The organism is Microbacterium testaceum, from assembly GCF_020781835.1.
Lineage (GTDB): Bacteria > Actinomycetota > Actinomycetes > Actinomycetales > Microbacteriaceae > Microbacterium > Microbacterium testaceum_H.
The window spans coordinates 99434-117872 of the sequence record NZ_JAJGNJ010000004.1; the positions used below are offsets into that span (position 1 = coordinate 99434).

An 18439-nucleotide genomic window follows, 5' to 3' on the forward strand; every position below is an offset into this window, starting at 1 on the left:
GGCAAAGGCTTGCCAGCGAGCCATCGATGGTGTCCGAGAATGCGACGTGCCCCGGGGGTCGAAACCCCCGGGGCACGGACGCGGTGACGTGTCAGACGAGCGAACGCAGCACGTACTGCAGGATGCCGCCGTTGCGGTAGTAGTCGGCCTCACCGGGGGTGTCGATGCGGACCACGGCGTCGAACGTCACGGTCTGCTTGCCCTCGGGCGAGAACTCGCTCGGCTCGGCGGTGACCTTGACGGTCTTCGGCGTCACGCCCTCGTTGAGCTGCTCGAGACCCTCGATCGAGACGATCTCGGTGCCGTCGAGGCCCAAGGACTTCCAGCTCTCCCCGGCGGGGAACTGCAGCGGGACCACGCCCATACCGATGAGGTTCGAGCGGTGGATGCGCTCGAAGCTCTCGGTGATGACCGCCTTGACGCCGAGGAGGTTGGTGCCCTTGGCCGCCCAGTCGCGCGACGAGCCCGAGCCGTACTCCTTGCCGCCGAACACCACGAGCGGGGTGCCCTGAGCCTGGTAATTCATGCTCGCGTCGTAGATGTAGGACTGCGGGCCGCCCGGCTGCGTGAAGTCGCGGGTGTACCCGCCCTCGACGATCTGACCGTCGTTGACGGCGGCGACCATCTCGTTCTTGAGGCGGATGTTGGCGAACGTGCCGCGGATCATGACCTCGTGGTTGCCGCGGCGCGAGCCGTAGGAGTTGAAGTCCTTCTGCGCGACGCCGTGCTCGGTGAGGTACTGCGCGGCGGGGGTGCCCGCCTTGATGTTGCCCGCGGGGCTGATGTGGTCGGTCGTGACCGAGTCGCCGAGCGTCGCCATGACGCGCGCACCGGTGATGTCGCGGACCGGAGCGGGCTCCATCGTCATGCCCTCGAAGTAAGGGGCCTTGCGCACGTAGGTGGAGTCGGCATCCCACTCGAAGACCGGACCGGTCGGGGTGGGAAGGTTCTTCCAGCGCTCGTCGCCCTCGAAGACCGTGGCGTACTGCTGGATGAACTGCTCGCGCGAGATCGACGCGTCGATGATCGACTGCACCTGGTCGGGCGCCGGCCAGATGTCCTTGAGGAAGACGTCGTCGCCGTTCTGGTCCTTGCCGAGCGGGTCGGTCTCGAAGTCGAAGTTCATCGAGCCGGCCAGGGCATAGGCGACGACGAGCGGCGGCGAGGCGAGGTAGTTCATCTTCACGTCGGGGCTGATGCGGCCCTCGAAGTTGCGGTTTCCCGAGAGGACAGCCGTCACGGCGAGGTCGTTCTCGTTGATCGCCTCGGAGACCTCCTCGATGAGGGGGCCGGAGTTTCCGATGCAGATCGTGCAGCCGTAGCCGACGGTGTAGAAGTCCAGGCCCTCGAGCGCCTTGTCGAGGCCCGACTTCTCGTAGTAGTCGGTGACGACCTTCGAGCCGGGGCCGAGCGTCGTCTTGACCCACGGCTTGCGCTTGAGGCCCTTGTCGACGGCGTTCTTGGCGAGCAGACCCGCCGCGATCATGACCGACGGGTTCGAGGTGTTGGTGCACGAGGTGATCGCGGCCAGGGTGACCGCGCCGTTGTCGAGCAGGTAGGACTGGCCCTCGGGAGTGGTGACCTTGACAGGCTTGGACGCGTTCGCGGGGTGACCCGACGAGATCAGCACGTCACCGCTGTGCGAGTGCTCCTCGCCCGGCACGGGGCCGGGGTCGGACGCCGGGAAGGACTGGTCGGACTCGAGGTCGACGATCGAATCCGACGTCGAGGCGGCTGCGTAGTTGAGGATGTCCTTCTCGAACTGCGACTTGGCCTCGGACAGCAGAATGCGGTCCTGGGGACGCTTGGGGCCGGCGATCGAGGGGACCACCGTCGAGAGGTCGAGCTCCATGTACTCGCTGAAGACCAGTTCACGCGCCGGGTCGTGCCAGAGCTTCTGCTCCTTGGCGTAGGCCTCGACGAGGGCGACCGTCTGCTCGTCGCGACCGGTGAGGCGCAGGTACTCGAGCGTGACGTCGTCGATGGGGAACATCGCGGCGGTGGAGCCGAACTCCGGGCTCATGTTTCCGATGGTGGCGCGGTTGGCCAGCGGCACGGATGCCACACCCTCGCCGTAGAACTCCACGAACTTGCCCACGACGCCGTGCTTGCGCAGCATGTCGGTGATCGTGAGGACGACGTCGGTGGCGGTGACGCCCGCGGGGATCTCGCCGCTGAGCTTGAAGCCGACGACGCGCGGGATCAGCATCGACACGGGCTGGCCGAGCATGGCGGCCTCGGCCTCGATACCGCCGACGCCCCAGCCCAGCACGCCTAGGCCGTTGACCATCGTGGTGTGGGAGTCGGTGCCGACGCACGTGTCGGGGTAGGCGCGCAGGACCCCGTCGACGCTGCGGTCGTAGACGACCTTCGCGAGGTGCTCGATGTTGACCTGGTGGACGATGCCGGTGCCCGGCGGGACGACCTTGAAGTCATCGAAAGCGGTCTGGCCCCAGCGCAGGAACTGGTAGCGCTCACCGTTGCGCTCGTACTCGATCTCGACGTTGCGCTCGAGGGCGTTCTCGCTGCCGAAGAGGTCGGCGATGACGGAGTGGTCGATGACCATCTCGGCGGGCGAGAGAGGGTTGATCTTGTTGGGGTCGCCACCCAGAGCCGTCACGGCCTCGCGCATCGTGGCGAGGTCGACGATGCACGGCACGCCGGTGAAGTCCTGCATCACGACGCGGGCGGGCGTGAACTGGATCTCGGTGTCGGGCTCCGCATCCGGGTTCCAGGAGCCGAGCGCGCGGATCTGCTCCGCGGTGACGTTGGCGCCGTCTTCGGTACGGAGGAGGTTCTCGAGCAGCACCTTGAGGCTGAACGGGAGCTTCTCGTATCCGGCGACGGTGTCGATGCGGAAGATCTCGTAGTCGGTGCTGCCGACCGTCAGGGTGCTCTTGGCACCGAAGCTGTCAACCGTGGACACGATCGTCTCCTTCGTCGGCGAATGCGCAGGCGTCGGCCCGCTCCTCTCCCATCTTCCCCACGCGATGCGGAGGATGCCAGGAAGGCCGACCTAACCGCGGAGGAGGGAGATTTATCTTGATGTCAAGATAAATATATCAGGCCTCGCGGCGGGGGGAGAGAGCGCGCACGGCGAGCCACGTCACCGCGAGCATGGGCGCGAACAGCGGCAGCCCCATGATGATCTTCAGCGTGCCCAGCGCCGTGACGTCGCCGGCGAAGTACAGCGGGAGCTGCACGATCAGGCGCGCGGCGAACAGCGCGGCCCAGCCGAGCGACAGCAACGAATAGACCCGGCGCTTCTTCTTGTCGGCGCGCCAGGACGTCCCCTCGCCCAGGAGATAGCCCGCAACGAGTCCCACCAGAGGCCAGCCCACGAGCACCGACACCAGGAAAGCCGTTCCGTACGCGCCGTTGGTGAAGAAGCCGAAGACGAAGTTGTCCTGGCCGCGGCCCGTGAACAGCGCGAGGAGGGCGGCGGCGACCGTGGCGAGCAGCCCGCCGATCGCGGCGCTGGGCGGCGACTTCGCCAGCAGGCGGGCGATCGTGAATACGAGCGCGAGGCCCACCGACACGCCGAGGCTGAGAGGCAGGTTCCCCTGGCGCGTCTCGGGGTCCGCCGTGACGGTGAAGAGCACGACGAAGGCGAGCGAGGGCAGGACGGATTCCAGGATGCCGCGCCATCCGCCCATCGCCGACCACACTGCAGCGCCGGTCGAGGAGTGCTTCGACGGGTCCAGTCCTGCGCGGCGCGCAGCCCCACCGAGCGCGGCCGACACGCTGTCGACTGCGGACGGGGGCTCGAGAGGGACGCGCCCCGCGTCGACGGGGTGCGCGGGGTCGACCGGACGAGCGGGGTCGCCCGGGCCGGCGGGCTCGCCGGCGCGCGAAGCGCCGCTCATGCCGTGCCGGGGGCGGTCGGCATCCGGAGGGGGATCAGATCACGCGGCGGCATGGGCGAACCGCCGCGGACGACCACGATCGAGCGGAACAGGTCCTCGACCGCGGCCGCGGCCTCGACGTCGGAGGTCGCGGCACCCCCGATGACGCCGCGCAGGAACCAACGGGGTCCGTCGACACCGACGAATCGGGCGAGGCGTTTCGCCGCGCCGTCGGCCCCCGCGACAACGGGGACCTCCGCCAGCAGTTCGGGACCGAGGGGCCCCTCGCGCTCCTCCACGCGGCCGCCCTGCTGTTTGACCTGCTGACGGATCTGGTCGCGCGTCTCCGCCCACAGCCCGCTCGAACGCGGCGCGGCGAAGGGCTGCACCTGCAGGGTGGAGTCGGCATAGTCCAGACCGACCGCGACGATCCGCTTGGTCTGCTCCTCGACCTCGAGGCGCAGGTTCAGCCCCTCTCGCGGAAGGATCTTGATGCCCCCCAGGTCGATGTAGGGCCGGACCGCATTCGCCTCGGCCTCATCGAAGGGCCCGGCGGTCTCGCGGTCCGCGGGACCGCTCTTGGCCGGCGCGGCCGCGTCGATCTGCTGCTCGGAGTCGTCGGTCATCGGGTGCTCCCTGAAGAGGTCTGGTAGCCGCTGGATCCGAAGCCGCCCTCTCCTCGCACGCTGGCGGGGAGCTCGTCGACGGGGAGGAAGCGAACGGGCGGGACGGGCATGACGATCAGCTGCGCGATGCGGTCTCCGACCGCGATCTCGTAGGGCTCGTCGAGGTCGGTGTTCAACAGCGCCACCTTGATCTCGCCGCGATAGCCGGCGTCGATCGTGCCGGGTGAATTGACGATCGTGATCCCGTGCTTGGCGGCCAGGCCGCTGCGCGGCACCACGAACGCGGCGTACCCCTCGGGCAGCGCGATGCGCACTCCCGTGGAGACGAGGGCGCGGCGACCGGGCTCGAGACGCACGGCCTCCGCGGCGACCAGGTCGGCACCGGCGTCGCCGGGGTGGGCGAAGACCGGGGGCTCGGATGCGACAATGAGGACGTCCACCGTTTCGGTCACCCCACGAGGGTAATGCAGAAGAGGGGGTGCGGCATCCGCACCGGAACCGAGTACCGCGAACGCCTCAGCCCGTCGCTGTGGGCGCTCGTCGCCGCAGCGGTGTGCGGTCCGATGGCGGCCCTCGTCTTCTCGCCCATCGACACCACTCTGGCCCTGGTCGTCGGACTCGTCGTGGCCGTCGCGATCGTCGCGGCGCTGGTCGCGCTCTCCCCCGTCATCGAGGTGCGCGACGGTGAACTCCGCGCCGGACGGGCGCACATCCCGGTCGCGCTGCTGGGCGTGCCCGCCGGCGTGGTGGCGGAGCAGGCGCGCACGGCCCGCGGGAGTGGTCTCGACCGGCGGGCCTGGCATGTCATCCGGGGCGGGATCGACGGGATCGTCACGGTGCCCGTGACCGATCCCGAGGACCCGACTCCGATGTGGGTGTTGTCCACCCGGACGCCGGATCGCCTGGTCGCGGCGATCCAGCGCGCTCAGGTCAGGCTGCGCACTCCAGGCAGATGAAGCCGGAGCCGCTCTCCTCGGCGATCTGGGAACGGTGCTTCACCAGGAAGCAGTTCATGCAGGTGAACTCGTCTTCCTGAGGGGGGAGCACGACGACGTCCAGCTCGATGTCCGAGAGGTCGGCGCCGGGCAGCTCGAAGCCCGAGGGGTTGTCGGCATCCTCGTTGTCGATCGACCCCGACGTCTTGTCGGGCACGCGCTCTTTGAGGGCCTCGATCGACTCGCTGTCGTCCTCGGTCTTGCGCGGTGCGTCGTAATCGGTGGCCATGCGTGAAGGTCTCTACTTCCGGTTTTTCGTGGTGCATCGCCCGAACGGGCGGCCATAGTTTGCATGACCCGACCCCGATAAGCAAATGCGCTCGACGGGGTTTGTGCGGGTTGCGAGGCGTCAAACTCGCGGCGCGCCCGCGTTATTCCCGGCTCCAGCCCCGGGCGCGTGTCAGCATGGGCGTCGACCGCAGATCGGAGGGGTGTTTCGCATGGAACAGCTCAAAGTCATCGGAACCGAGGATGACGTCCTCGTCGTCGCGACCGAGACGGGTGAACGTTTCGCCCTGCCGCTCGACGAGGTGCTGCGCGCGGAAGCGCGCCGTGCGCGCCGTGGGCGCGAGCACGACGACGAGCGCGCTCCCCGTCCGAGCCCGCGCGAGATCCAGGCGCACATCCGCGCGGGACTCTCGGCGCGCGAGGTCGCGACCCTTCTGAACGCCCGCCTGGAGGACATCGAGCGCTTCGAGGGCCCCGTGCTGGCCGAACGCGAGCACGTCGTCGCCCAGGCCCTCGCCGTTCCGGTGCTGCTGGGCGGTGCCCTCGAGCAGGACGCCCCCATCACTTTCGGCGCCGCGGTCCGGGCCAAGCTCGCCGAGGCCGGCGCCTCGTCGGAGCGCTGGACGAGCTGGAAGGACTCCTCGGGCTGGATGGTGAAGCTCGAGTTCACGGCGAACGGGATCGATCACGATGCCCGCTGGGGCTTCGACCCGCGGCGCAGCAGCCTGTCACCACAGAACGCCGACGCGATCCAGTTGTCCCGACAGGGTTCGCTGCCGGAAGGGCTCATCCCCCGGTTGCGGGCGCTGGACACCCCGCTGCCCAAGGACGACTCCCGTTTCGACAGCGGTGCCTTCGGCCCGCGTCGCCTCGACATCGAGGACGAGCCCGGCGTGGAGGCCACCGGTCCCGTCGCGTCCGCCGTGCAGGCCGCGGCGATCAAGCGCGCTCCCGACGCGCCGGTGACCTCGTCCGAGACGGCCGACCTTCTCGAGGCCCTGCGTCGCCGTCGCGGACAGCGTGAGCCGCTGCCCGGCCCCGTCGAAGCGCGCGAGCCCGAGCCGCGCACCCCCAGCGCCCCGGTGGCGCTGTTCGACGCCCTCGAGCCCGGCTACCGGGGCGAGGAACCCGAGGCCGAGGCCGAACCCGAGCGGAGCCCCGCCCCCCCGGCATCCACCGAATCCGGTCGTCGCGCGAAGGGGCGTCCCTCGATGCCGTCGTGGGACGAGATCGTGTTCGGTGCCCGCACCGACGAAAGCTGAGGCGGGGTTTCTCAGCCGAAGGCGCCGAGACGCAGGAGCGGAACCGTCCGCTCCTCGTCGGTGAGCGAGCCGTGCTGGCCCACCATGCGCTGCGGACGCTTGTCGGTCTCGCGGTCGTCGTAGTAGGCGTAACGGCCGCGCGCGGCGACGACGATGTCACCGATGCGGTCGCGCACCTCGGGGGCGACCGTACCGAAGAGTCCGGCCCCGATCGCCTCGTCGCGCGTGAGGACCCAGGCCCGCGACTGCTCGCGTTCGCGCCACCGGGAGGCCACGGCATCCTCCGCGCCGGGCTCCGTGTATAGGTGCAGCATGCGCGGCTCGCCGCCGACGATCTCGACGCCGTCGACGAGCGCATCGGCGTCGGTGAGCAGCACATGCTTGTGCGCGGGAACGTCGACCATGCCGTGGTCGGCGGTGACGAGCACGCCCGTGGTGGGCTCGATCGCACCGGCGAGGTCGCGCGCGGCCGCGTCGGCGCGTTCCAAGGCGTCGGTCCAGCGATCGGACTGCCACCCGTCGCGATGACCGGCGCTGTCGAGGTCGGGGGCATAGAGGTAGACGAGGGCTCCCGGATGCCGAGACGCGAGCTCGGCGGCGATCGCCGCGCGCTCGCGCACGTCTCCGGCCGACACGAACTCGGCTCCTCGCAGCGTCGCGGCGGTGAAGCCGGTGCCGGTGTAGTCGGGGCGGGACACGACGAAGCACGGACGCCCGCGCTCGGACTCGATCTCGAACAGAGGGCGGCTGCGCTGCCACGTGCGCGGGTCGAGCCCGTCGGTCTCCCATCCGTGCAGCTGGTTCGCCGCCGTGTTCGTGCCGGGGATGCGCGTGCGGTAGCCCACGATCCCGTGGACACCGGGGTCGGTTCCGGTGAGCAGGCTCGTGAGCGCGGCGGCGGTCGTCGACGGGAACACGGTGCGGGCCACGTCGCGGCGCGAACCGACGGAAGCGAGGAACCGCGCGTGGCCACGACGCTCGGCCAGGTTGTGCGCGCCCAGCCCGTCGATGACGAACACCACGGCACTGCGGGCCGGCGCGAACCACTCGGAGCGCCCGTCGAGGGCAGCGACCGCCTCGGACACCACACCGGTGAGGCTCCGGGCTCGCGGCGAGGCCGCCGGTAGGCTGAGAGACATCGGGGCCAGTCTTCCACACGACTTTCCGCCCCCGTCGAGATCGACGCCCGCCCGACCCGAGGCCGCACCTATGCCCGATTCCCGTTCCTCCGCCGCTTCCCCCGCCCCCGAGCGCATCGAAGACGTCGATGTCTCGGCGGAGATGCAGGGGTCGTTCCTCGAGTACGCGTACTCGGTGATCTACTCGCGCGCGCTGCCCGACGCCCGCGACGGATTGAAGCCCGTCCAGCGGCGCATCCTCTACCAGATGGCCGAGATGGGGTTGCGTCCCGATCGCGGGCACGTCAAGAGCGCCCGCGTCGTCGGTGAGGTGATGGGAAAGCTGCACCCTCACGGCGACGCCCCGATCTACGACGCCCTCGTGCGCCTGGCGCAGCACTTCTCGCTGCGCGTGCCGCTGATCGACGGGCACGGCAACTTCGGGTCCCTCGACGACGGCCCCGCGGCCCCGCGTTACACCGAGGCGCGGCTCGCACCCCCCGCGCTCGCGCTCACCGAGAACCTCGACGAAGACGTCGTGGATTTCGTGCCCAACTACGACGGCCAGTTCCAGCAGCCCGATGTGCTGCCGGCCGCGTTCCCCAACCTGCTCGTCAACGGCGCGACCGGTATCGCGGTGGGCATGGCCACCAACATGGCGCCGCACAACCTCATCGAGGTCGTCGGCGCGGCAACGCACCTCCTGCAGCACCCGGATGCCACGGTCGAAGAGCTCATGGAGTTCGTCCCGGGCCCCGACCTGCCCTCCGGCGGCATCATCGTCGGCCTCGACGGGATCAAGGACGCCTATACGAACGGGCGCGGCTCGTTCCGCACCCGGGCGAAGGCGTCGATCGAGTCGCTCGGGCCGCGGCGTACCGGCATCGTGATCACCGAGCTTCCGTACCTCGTCGGCCCGGAACGGGTGATCGAGAAGATCAAGGATGCCGTGCAGTCGAAGAAGCTCACGGGCATCGCCGACGTCACCGACCTCAGCGACCGCCAGCACGGTCTGCGCCTGGTCATCGGTATCAAGACGGGGTTCGACCCGAAGGCGGTGCTGGAGCACCTGTACCGGTTGACGCCGCTCGAGGACTCCTTCGGCATCAACAACGTGGCCCTCGTCGACGGGCAGCCGCAGACGCTCGGCCTTCGCGACATGCTGAGGGTGTACCTCGACCACCGCATCCGCGTCGTGACACGACGCAGCGAATACCGGTTGGCCCGCAAGCGTGAGCGCCTGCACCTCGTGGAGGGCCTGCTCATCGCGATCCTCGACATCGACGAGGTCATCCAGGTGATCCGCTCGTCCGACGACGGCGAGCAGGCGCGGACGCGTCTCCAGGAGGTGTTCGACCTGACGCACCCGCAGGCCGAGTACATCCTCGAACTGCGTCTGCGGCGTCTGACGAAGTTCTCCCGCATCGAGCTCGAGGCCGAGCGCGACCAGCTTCAGGCCGAGATCGACCAGCTCGTCGAGCTGTTGGGCAGCGAGGCGCTCCTGCGCGGTCAGGTCGCGAGCGAGCTCGAGGCCGCCGCCGAGGCGTACGGCACCCCGCGGCGCACGATGCTGCTCAACGGCGGACCGGTGCAACCCCGGTCGGCCAAGGCCGCGGCGGCCGCCGATCTGCAGATCGCCGACGCGCCCTGCCGCGTGTTCCTCTCGGCGACCGGCCGGATGGTGCGCGCCGAACTCACCGCGGATGCCCCCGGCGGTGGCGTCGTGCCGCCGACGCGGCGCGCCAAGCACGACGCCATCCGTTCGTCGGTGGACACGACCACGCGCGGCGACATCGGCGCGGTCACATCGTCGGGACGGCTTGTCCGGTTCTCGCCCGTCGACCTGCCCTCCGTCCCCGGCAACGCCGTGCAGCTCGCCGCGGGCACGAAGGTCGAGCAGTATCTCGCTCTGGGCAAGGGCGAGCAGGTCGTCGCCCTCGTGCCCTTGACCGACGGCGCGCCCATCGCTCTCGGCACGGCTCAGGGCATCGTGAAGCGCGTGGCCGCGTCCGAGCTCGGCATGAAGCCCGAGATCGAGATCATCTCCCTCCGCGACGGCGATCGGGTGGTCGGGGCGGCTCCCGCCTCGGATGCCGCCGAGCTGGTGTTCGTCGCCAGTGACGCCCAACTGCTGAGGTTCGACGCCTCGTCCGTGCGGCCGCAGGGGCGTTCGGCCGGCGGCATGGCCGGCATCCGGTTGTCCGACGGCGCGCACGTCATCGCCTTCGCCGTCGTGGGCGGCTCCGCGTTCGACGCGGTCGTCGTGACGGTGGCGGGGTCGACGGCGGCGCTGGCGGGGACGGATGCCGGCAGCGCCAAGGTCTCGGCCTTCACGGAGTTCCCCGCAAAGGGCCGCGCGACCGGCGGGGTCCGAGCCCAGCGTCTGCTCCGCGGCGAAGACGCACTGACCCTCGCGTGGGTCGGGTCCGACCCGCGCGCTGTCGGCACCGACGGATCGGTGCGGCCGCTGCCCGAATCGGGAGCCAAGCGCGACGCATCCGGGCAGCCTCTCGACGCCGTGATCGGCGCGATCGGAACCGTCATTCGCTGACGCTGTGACGTCCCTGGGGTGGCCCCGGGCGCCGCGCCGTCGTGCGGAGGTCGGTGGCGACACGCCGGTGGGTCGGGATTGTGTGCGGCGTGTCTGCTGTGGAGTCCGCGGGACTGTTCGCGCGCCGGCCTGTGACCTCACGAAGCGAGCGCGGACGGATGCGGGGTCCGAGGAACGTCCGGCTGCCGGCGCGCGACCGTCAGACGTCGATGCGCTCGCGAGCCAGCCGGTCGCTGGAATCGACGATGAACTCGCGGCGCGGCGCGACGTCGCTGCCCATGAGCAGGTCGAACACCTTCGCTGCTTCCTCGATATCACGCACCTGCACGCGGCGGAGGGTGCGGCCGGCGCGATCCATCGTCGTGGTCGCGAGCTGGTCGGCATCCATCTCGCCCAGACCCTTGTAGCGCTGGATCGGCTCCTGCCAGCGCTTGTTGGCCTTCTTGAGCTTGGCGAGCAGGCCGTGCAGTTCCTGCTCGCTGTAGGTGTAGATCGTCTCGTTCGGCTTGGAGCCCGGATTCATGACGATCACCCGATGCAGCGGCGGGACAGCCGCGAACACGCGGCCCGCCTCGACGAGAGGCCGCATGTAGCGGAAGAACAGCGTCAGCAGCAGGGTGCGGATGTGTGCGCCGTCGACATCGGCGTCGCTCATCAGGATGATCTTGCCGTAGCGGGCGGCGTCGAGGTCGAACGAGCGCCCGGACCCGGCGCCGATGACCTGGATGATCGAGGCGCATTCGGCGTTGGACAGCATGTCGCTGATCGACGCCTTCTGCGTGTTGAGGATCTTGCCGCGGATGGGCAGCAGCGCCTGATAGGCGCTGTTGCGTGCGTCGCGCGCCGTGCCCAGCGCCGAGTTTCCCTCGACGATGAACAGCTCGGAGTCGGCGACGTCGTTGGAACGGCAATCGACGAGCTTCGACGGCAGCGACGAGGACTCCAGCGCGTTCTTGCGACGCTGCGTCTCTTTGTGGGTGCGCGCCGAGATGCGCGCCTTCATCTCGGAGACGACCTTCTCGAGCAGCAGGGCCGTCTGGGCCTTGTCGTCGCGCTTGGCGGATGCGAAGCGCTCGGTCAGTTCCTTGGCGACGACCTGGGACACGATCTGACGCACCGCGGGAGTGCCGAGGATCTCCTTGGTCTGTCCCTCGAACTGGGGCTCGGGGAGGCGGACCGTCAACACGGAGGTGAGACCGGCGAGGATGTCGTCCTTCTCGATCTTGTCATTGCCGACCTTGAGCTTGCGGGCGTTCTGCTCGACCTGCCCGCGCAGGATCTTCATGAGCCCCTGCTCGAAGCCCTGCTGATGTGTGCCGCCCTTGGGCGTGGCGATGATGTTCACGAACGACCGCGTCGTGGTGTCATAACCGGTTCCCCAGCGGACCGCGATGTCGACCTCGCACTCGCGGTGGACCTCGGTGGGCACCATCGAGCCACCGGGCTGCAGCACGGGAACCGTCTCGGTGAAGGTGCCCGTGCCGGTGAGGCGCCATGTGTCGGTGATGGCGGCGTCGGGGGCGAGGAAGTCGGCGAATTCGGAGATGCCGCCGTCGAACCGGTAGCTGGTCTCGACGGGTTCGTCTCCGCGCTCGTCGGCGATCACGATCTCCAAACCGGGAACGAGGAACGCGGTCTGTCGCGCGCGCTGGACGAGCTCATCGAAACCGAAGGAGGCGTCCTTGGTGAAGATCTGACGGTCGGCCCAGTATCGGATGCGGGTGCCGGTGACGCCGCGCGGGGCCTTGCCGGCGATGCGCAGTTCGCTGCTGCGTTCGAAAGGCGTGAACGCCGAGTCGGGGCCCGGGCCGGCGAAGACGCCGGGCTCGCCCCGGTGGAAGGACATCGCGTAGGTCTTGCCGCCGCGATCCACCTCGACATCGAGGCGCTCGGAGAGGGCGTTGACCACCGACGCGCCGACACCGTGCAGACCGCCCGAGGCCGCGTACGAGCCGCCGCCGAACTTGCCTCCGGCGTGGAGCTTGGTGAAGACGACCTCGACTCCGGTGAGCCCCGTCCGGGGCTCGACATCGACCGGGATGCCGCGGGCGCGATCGCGCACTTCGACGCTGCCGTCGGCGTGCAGCACGATGTCGATGCGCGAGCCGTGGCCGGCGAGGGCCTCGTCGACGGAGTTGTCGATGATCTCCCACAGGCAGTGCATGAGCCCGCGGGAGTCGGTGGAGCCGATGTACATGCCCGGGCGCTTGCGCACCGCTTCGAGTCCCTCGAGGACCTGGAGATGATGGGCGGAATACTCGGATGTCACGATCTCCCAGCGTAATCGCGGGCTCCGACATCGCCTTGCAGACACACGGCGCCGCGGGGTCGGCGTACGCGCACAGCGAAATGTCACGCACACGCGGCATAGGGGAAACATCCCCGTGGTTCTATTGACAGACTCGCCCAACGACCACCGAGGAGGGCACCCGAGATGACCACTACGACTGCACCCGACGCGTCCGTCGTCCTCGACCACCGCCTGACGGCGGCGGATCGCTGTGACTCTTGCGGAGCGCAGGCCTACATCGCCGCCGAGGTCAACGGCAGCGAACTCCTGTTCTGCGCCCACCACGGGCGCAAGTACGAGGAGAAGCTCCGCAGCATCGCGACGTCGTGGCACGACGAGACCGCTCGTCTGCACGCCGCCGACTGACCCGACTTCGTCCGAACGGGCTCCGGGCCGCTCTCACCGAGCGGAACGGGGCCCGTTCGGCGTATAACGGCGGGGCACGCACGACGAGACGCGGAGCGCGATCTCCTCGCCGATCGTGTCGATGAGTTCGGCCAGGTCTGTCGCGGATGCCACGCCCTCACGTCCGAACACGGTCACCTCGTCACCCGGCTCGGCATCCGTCCACCCCTCGACGATCGACCACGTCGGCTCGATGGCCAGGACGCGGCGCGGGCCCCCGGGAGTCGCGACCGAGAAGCGACCCTGCAGCGCCGAGGGCAACCCGTGCAGGTGTCCGACATCCACCCGCACCGCGTCGGCGCCGACGGAGGTCACCGTCGCAGTGAGGGCGGAGATCGGCTCGATCCCGAGCTCGGGCTCGCCCGGCCCGCCGGCGGGGCGAATGCCGTACGAGAACGCCCCGACACGCACGAGATCTTCGCGGAACGACGCGCGGGCGAACCCGGCGGCACTGGCGGCGAGGTGCGACAAGCGGGGCGTGAGACCCGCCTCGACGGCCGCGTCGCGCGCAGCGAGGAAGATCTCTCGCGCGTCGTCGTCGTCGGCGTCCGAGGCCTCCGCGATGTGCGACCAGAGCCCTTCGAAGCGCGCGGTGCCCGCGGCCACGAGATCCGATAACCGCTCCAGGGCAGCGCCCCACCGCTCGGGACGGATGCCGTTGCGGTGCAAACCCGTGTCGATCTTGAGGTGCACCCGTGCGGGGGCGGCGGGAGTGGGAAGGGCCGCGAGATCGTCCAGGAGCGCCTCGTCGCCGATGCCCAGGTCGAGACCGGAGGCCACGCCCGCGGCGAGATCGTCGGCGCCGCCGAGGAGCCAGACGAAGATGCGCGCGTCGGGGCCGGCGACGGCACGGACCGCGCGGCCGGTCTCGACGTCGAACGCGCCGAACCAGCTGACGCCCTCGGCGGTCGCGCGGCGCACGATCTCGTCGATGCCGTGCGCGTACGCGTCGTCCTTGACGACGAGCATGTGCTGCGCGGGCGCGACGGCCTCGCGCACCCGCGTGAGGTTACGGGCGAAGGCGTCGAGGTCGACGCGGTACTCGACGCTCACGCGACTACCGTCCGCACGGCCCGGCCGCCGACGACGGCGACGATCTCTCCGGCGCTCCATCCCGTGGCATCCGTCCACTCCCCCAGCGAGGGGTGGCCCGCATCGGGGTCGCCGAAGAACACCACGTCGGAGCCGCGCAGGGGACGGGCGTCCTCGATGTCGACGACGCAGACGTCCATCGCGACGCGGCCGACGATCCGGTGGCGGCGGCCCGAGATCGTCACGTCGGCGATGTTCCCGAGCGAGCGCACCACGCCCTGTGCGTAGCCGCCCGTCACCAGTGCCACCGAGGTGTCGCGGCTGGCGCGGTGGGTGTAGCCGTAGGAGACGCCCTCGCCGGTGAGAAGCGGCTTCGTCCCCAGCACGCGCCCGTGCAGCGAGAGCACCGGACGCGCGCGCAGGTCACCGCCCGGCAGGCCGAACAGGGTCGCCGCCTGGAGCTCATCGGCGTCCACATCGAGGGATGCCAGGACGGATGCCACCCAGTCCGCGCCGTGCCCCCAGGCGTCGACGGCGAGGACGTCGTCGGCGGGGCCGGCCGGTGTGAGCGCGGCATTCGCGCGTAGGTTCTGCTCGGACAATCGGGCCACAGGAGCCACTCCCCGCCCGGCGTCGGCACGGGCGGGAGGCGCGGAGGTCACGGCATCTAGACTATCCGGGTCCCCCGTCGCCGACCTCGGAGCGTCAATGCCTCAGCAAGGTTTCTCCCTCGTGCCCCGCCTGCGCTATCTCGCCGGGCGCGCCCGCCGCATCGACGTCGGGTCGGTGATCGAGCGAGCGAGGGAGGCCTCGGCGCAGCACGGAAAGTCCCTCCCGCTCGTCGTGGCCGACATGCTGTACCAGGCGGGTGTGAAGAACGTCGGCTTCCAGGACTACATCGACTACGACTTCGCGATCCTCAGCCCCGCCGAGCGCGCGACCTACATGACGCACCCCGTGTCCAACCAGATCTCGCAGAAGTACGACCACCCGGATTACCGCTACATCTTCCAGGACAAGGTCGAGTTCGACCGTCGCTTCAGCGAGTTCCTGCGCCGTGACTGGATGGTCGTCGACGAGACGAATGCCGACGAGCTGCGCGCCTTCACCGAGCGGCTCGGCACCATCGTCACGAAGGAGCCCGTGGGCCAGGCCGGTACCGGTGTGCACCGGTACCACGCCGCCGAGGTCGAGGACTGGGCACAGTTCCACCGCGGTCTGCTCGAACGCGGCGAGATCCTCGTCGAAGAGGTCATCCGCCAGCACGACGACCTCGCGGCCGTCTGCCCGGGCACGGTCAACACCACGCGTGTCACGGCGTTCTTCGATGGCGAGAAGACCCACATCCTGGCGATGGCCCAGAAGTTCGGCCGTGGCGCCGTCAGCGACCAGATGACCTTCGGCGGCTTCTACACGATGCTCGACGAGAACGGCCACGCCCTCGGTGCGGGCTACGACTCGCACGGACACGTGCACGAGGTGCACCCCGACTCCGGCGTCCGCATCGGCGACTTCCAGCTGCCGATGATCGACGAGGTGAAGGAGTTCGTCGACCGCGTCGCCCGCGTGGTTCCCCAGGTGCAGTACGTCGGCTGGGACATCGTCGTGGGGCCGGACGGTCCCGTCCTCGTGGAGGGCAACTGGGGCGCGGGCGTGTACGAGAACAAGCCCAGCGTCACCGGCATCCGCACCGGTCACAAGCCGCGCTACCGCGCCGCTATCGGTTTCTGACGTCCGGATGCCGAAAAGGCCCGCCCCGGGATCGGGGCGGGCCTTTTCGGCGTGTGGTTTCAGGCGGCGCGGACGATGCCGAGCGGCGTGGACTCGTGTCCCTGACCGAGCGGGTTGTCCTTGAGGATCGCGACGAGGCGCTTCTCACCGGCCTTGTCCATCGTGGAGCCGAGGATGTTGCCACCCAAGTCGTTGATGTCGACGACGGCGACCTCGAGGTCGATGCCGAGCAGGGCCTTCAGGTGCGTTGCGACCTCGCGCGGACGCTCCGGTCCGAGGACCACGGCCTGGTTGTACGGCGGGATGGTTCCCTTGGTGGGGCCGTCGATCGCGCGGGCCTTGTCTCCTGCGATGCGGTAGAAGTCGCCCTTGCGTCCGAACGCCTTCGTCACGGCCGAAACGGCCGCGGCGAAGAGGATGCGCGGGGTGCCGCACTCTCGCAGCGCCATCTCCATCGTCTCGGGCATACCGAGTCCGATGCCGTAGGGCGTACGGGTGACGTACTTCGACAGGAACAGCGCGAGCTTGCGCGGCTTGATGCTGTCGAGCTTGTACGAACGGCCCTGCGTGATCGCGACGATCTTCTCGGTGACGAACAGCAGGTCGCCCGGCTGGACGGCATCCTTCGCGTACTCGAGGATGAACGCGTCGAGGTCGTCGCCGGGCATGACCACGCGCGTCCGGATCGGGATGCGCGCGAAGGTCGTGCCCTCGACGGAGACGGTGAGTGCCTTGCCGGCGTTGGCCTGACCGCTCATTCGAGGTAGTCCCGGAGCGACTGCGACCGGCTGGGGTGCCGGAGCTTGGCCATCGTCTTCGACTCGATCTGGCGGATGCGCTCGCGCGTCACGCCGAAGGTGTCGCCGATCTGGTCGAGGGTCTTGGGCTGACCGTCGCCGAGACCGAAGCGCATGCGGATGACGCCGGCCTCGCGCTCGCTGAGCGAGTCGAGAAGCGACTCCAGCTGACGCTGCAGCATCGTGAAGCCCACCGCGTCGGCCGGAACGACCGCCTCGGTGTCCTCGATCAGGTCACCGAACTCGCTGTCGCCGTCCTCGCCGAGCGGCGTGTGGAGGGAGATGGGCTCGCGGCCGTACTTCTGAACCTCGATGACCTTCTCGGGCGTCATGTCGAGTTCGCGGCTGAGCTCTTCGGGCGTGGGTTCGCGACCGAGGTCCTGCAGCATCTGGCGCTGGACGCGGGCGAGCTTGTTGATGACCTCGACCATGTGCACCGGGATGCGGATCGTGCGGGCCTGGTCGGCCATGGCGCGCGTGATCGCCTGGCGGATCCACCACGTGGCGTACGTGGAGAACTTGAAGCCCTTGGTGTAGTCGAACTTCTCCACCGCACGGATGAGGCCGAGGTTGCCCTCCTGAATCAGGTCGAGGAACTGCATGCCACGCCCGGTGTAGCGCTTGGCGAGCGAGACGACCAGACGAAGGTTGGCGCCGAGCAGGTGACTCTTCGCGCGCTGACCGTCACGGGCCACCCACTGCAGGTCGAGACCGAGCTGGCTCGTCTTCTCGGCCGCCGACATGTTCGACAGCTTCTCTTCGGCGAACAGACCCGCCTCGATGCGCATGGCGAGCTCGACCTCTTCGGCCGCGTTCAGCAGCGGGACTTTACCGATCTGCTTGAGGTAGTCCTTGACCGGATCGGCGGTCGCGCCGGTGATCTGCGTCGAGTAGACGGGGACGTCGTCCTCGTCGCTCGAGGAGATGACGATCGCGCCGGTGGGCAGCGCCTCGGTCGGCGCCGCCGGGGTCTCGTCGTCGTCGTCGGTGTCGTCGTCGGCCTTCTTCGCCGCGGGCTTGGAGGTGTCGTCGTCGTCGGTGTCGTCGTCGGAGTCGTCCGCGACCTCGATCTCTTCGTCGAGGTCTTCCTCGATGTCTTCCTCGTCGAGGTCGTCCTCGGCCTTGGTCTTCGACTTCGCCTTGGCCGGCGTCGCCTTGCCCTTGGCGGGGGCCTTCTTGGCCGCGGTCTTCTTCGACGCGGTCGTGGTCTCCTCCGCGGTGTCGAGGTCGGTGTCCTTCTCACTGCGGGAGCGGGTCTTGGTGTTCGTGCCTGCCACGTTTCGCCTTTCACCGGGAACGTACGTTGCACGGCCGCCGGTCGTTCTCGGACACTAGTAAGACCCTTGTCAAGTCCGATCCTGTGGAGCGGGCTCCAGGTTCGGCCGACAACGGGTCAGGTTCTTCATTGTCTCACATCCGGGGCGCGGGACTTGACGCGCACCGGGCATCTATGCGTATGCAACGGATTCGCCGGTCGACGTATTCCTCGACGTCCCGGGGATCAGTCCGCTCTGCCTCCCCCGCGTCGGTTCTGATGGCGGCGGTATCCGTGCTCGCGT

General features: G+C 69.3%; 16 protein-coding genes. 5 read left to right on the top strand and 11 right to left on the bottom strand.

The window, feature by feature from the left end:
• Positions 1–91 precede the first annotated feature (91 nt).
• From acnA to dut, 4 genes are all read right to left on the bottom strand, one after another.
• Positions 92–2926, bottom strand: coding sequence for an aconitate hydratase AcnA (gene acnA, locus LL239_RS07575; protein ID WP_308218567.1), 2835 nt, complete (start codon positions 2924–2926; stop codon positions 92–94).
• A 136-nt stretch (positions 2927–3062) separates the two neighbouring features.
• Positions 3063–3866: a DUF3159 domain-containing protein gene (locus tag LL239_RS07580; RefSeq protein ID WP_228162849.1), complete on the bottom strand. Its 804-nt coding sequence runs from the start codon at positions 3864–3866 to the stop codon at positions 3063–3065.
• The gene (locus LL239_RS07585; RefSeq protein WP_228162850.1) at positions 3863–4471 is read right to left on the bottom strand and encodes a DUF3710 domain-containing protein; all 609 of its coding nucleotides are present in this window, start codon (positions 4469–4471) and stop codon (positions 3863–3865) included. The genes LL239_RS07580 and LL239_RS07585 overlap by 4 nt, the downstream gene beginning before the upstream one ends.
• Entirely contained in the window at positions 4468–4923 is a 456-nt protein-coding gene (dut, locus tag LL239_RS07590; protein ID WP_228162851.1) for a dUTP diphosphatase, read from the bottom strand. The genes LL239_RS07585 and dut overlap by 4 nt, the downstream gene beginning before the upstream one ends.
• A gap of 12 nt (positions 4924–4935) precedes the next feature.
• Here dut and LL239_RS07595 point away from each other — a divergent pair, with 12 nt between their 5' ends.
• Positions 4936–5427: a DUF3093 domain-containing protein gene (locus LL239_RS07595; protein ID WP_228162852.1), complete on the top strand. Its 492-nt coding sequence runs from the start codon at positions 4936–4938 to the stop codon at positions 5425–5427.
• On the opposite strand, the gene LL239_RS07600 is transcribed toward LL239_RS07595, so the two are convergent.
• Entirely contained in the window at positions 5402–5695 is a 294-nt protein-coding gene (locus LL239_RS07600; protein ID WP_228162853.1) for a DUF4193 domain-containing protein, read from the bottom strand. The genes LL239_RS07595 and LL239_RS07600 overlap by 26 nt on opposite strands.
• Before the next feature lie 211 nt (positions 5696–5906).
• Here LL239_RS07600 and sepH point away from each other — a divergent pair, with 211 nt between their 5' ends.
• On the top strand, positions 5907–6956 hold the full coding sequence (sepH, locus tag LL239_RS07605) for a septation protein SepH (protein WP_228162854.1): 1050 nt from the start codon (positions 5907–5909) through the stop codon (positions 6954–6956).
• 11 nt (positions 6957–6967) lie between these two features.
• On the opposite strand, the gene LL239_RS07610 is transcribed toward sepH, so the two are convergent.
• A complete protein-coding gene (locus tag LL239_RS07610; RefSeq protein WP_228162855.1) occupies positions 6968–8095 on the bottom strand; it encodes an alkaline phosphatase family protein in 1128 nt (375 codons plus the stop codon).
• Between the two features lie 70 nt (positions 8096–8165).
• Between LL239_RS07610 and LL239_RS07615 the strand changes: the two genes are divergently transcribed.
• On the top strand, positions 8166–10625 hold the full coding sequence (locus LL239_RS07615) for a DNA gyrase/topoisomerase IV subunit A (protein ID WP_228162856.1): 2460 nt from the start codon (positions 8166–8168) through the stop codon (positions 10623–10625).
• Between the two features lie 199 nt (positions 10626–10824).
• Here the strand turns inward: LL239_RS07615 and LL239_RS07620 are convergent, their stop codons facing one another.
• Entirely contained in the window at positions 10825–12897 is a 2073-nt protein-coding gene (locus LL239_RS07620) for a DNA gyrase/topoisomerase IV subunit B (protein WP_228162994.1), read from the bottom strand.
• 162 nt (positions 12898–13059) lie between these two features.
• Here LL239_RS07620 and LL239_RS07625 point away from each other — a divergent pair, with 162 nt between their 5' ends.
• Entirely contained in the window at positions 13060–13281 is a 222-nt protein-coding gene (locus LL239_RS07625; RefSeq protein WP_076490439.1) for a DUF7455 domain-containing protein, read from the top strand.
• Between the two features lie 33 nt (positions 13282–13314).
• Here the strand turns inward: LL239_RS07625 and LL239_RS07630 are convergent, their stop codons facing one another.
• Both LL239_RS07630 and LL239_RS07635 read right to left on the bottom strand, forming a co-directional pair.
• Entirely contained in the window at positions 13315–14373 is a 1059-nt protein-coding gene (locus tag LL239_RS07630) for an alanine racemase (protein ID WP_228162857.1), read from the bottom strand.
• Positions 14370–15014: an alanine racemase C-terminal domain-containing protein gene (locus LL239_RS07635; protein ID WP_228162858.1), complete on the bottom strand. Its 645-nt coding sequence runs from the start codon at positions 15012–15014 to the stop codon at positions 14370–14372. The genes LL239_RS07630 and LL239_RS07635 overlap by 4 nt, the downstream gene beginning before the upstream one ends.
• Positions 15015–15060: 46 nt before the next feature.
• On the opposite strand from LL239_RS07635, the gene LL239_RS07640 reads away from it, so the two are divergent.
• Positions 15061–16083 carry a sugar-transfer associated ATP-grasp domain-containing protein gene (locus LL239_RS07640; RefSeq protein ID WP_228162859.1) on the top strand — a complete coding sequence of 341 codons (1023 nt, stop codon included), beginning with the start codon at positions 15061–15063 and terminating at the stop codon, positions 16081–16083.
• Between the two features lie 59 nt (positions 16084–16142).
• On the opposite strand, the gene LL239_RS07645 is transcribed toward LL239_RS07640, so the two are convergent.
• Positions 16143–16841 (bottom strand): coenzyme F420-0:L-glutamate ligase, encoded by a 699-nt coding sequence (locus tag LL239_RS07645; protein WP_228162860.1) that lies wholly within the window; start codon positions 16839–16841, stop codon positions 16143–16145.
• The gene (locus LL239_RS07650) at positions 16838–18157 is read right to left on the bottom strand and encodes an RNA polymerase sigma factor (RefSeq protein ID WP_228162861.1); all 1320 of its coding nucleotides are present in this window, start codon (positions 18155–18157) and stop codon (positions 16838–16840) included. The genes LL239_RS07645 and LL239_RS07650 overlap by 4 nt, the downstream gene beginning before the upstream one ends.
• Positions 18158–18439 lie beyond the last annotated feature (282 nt).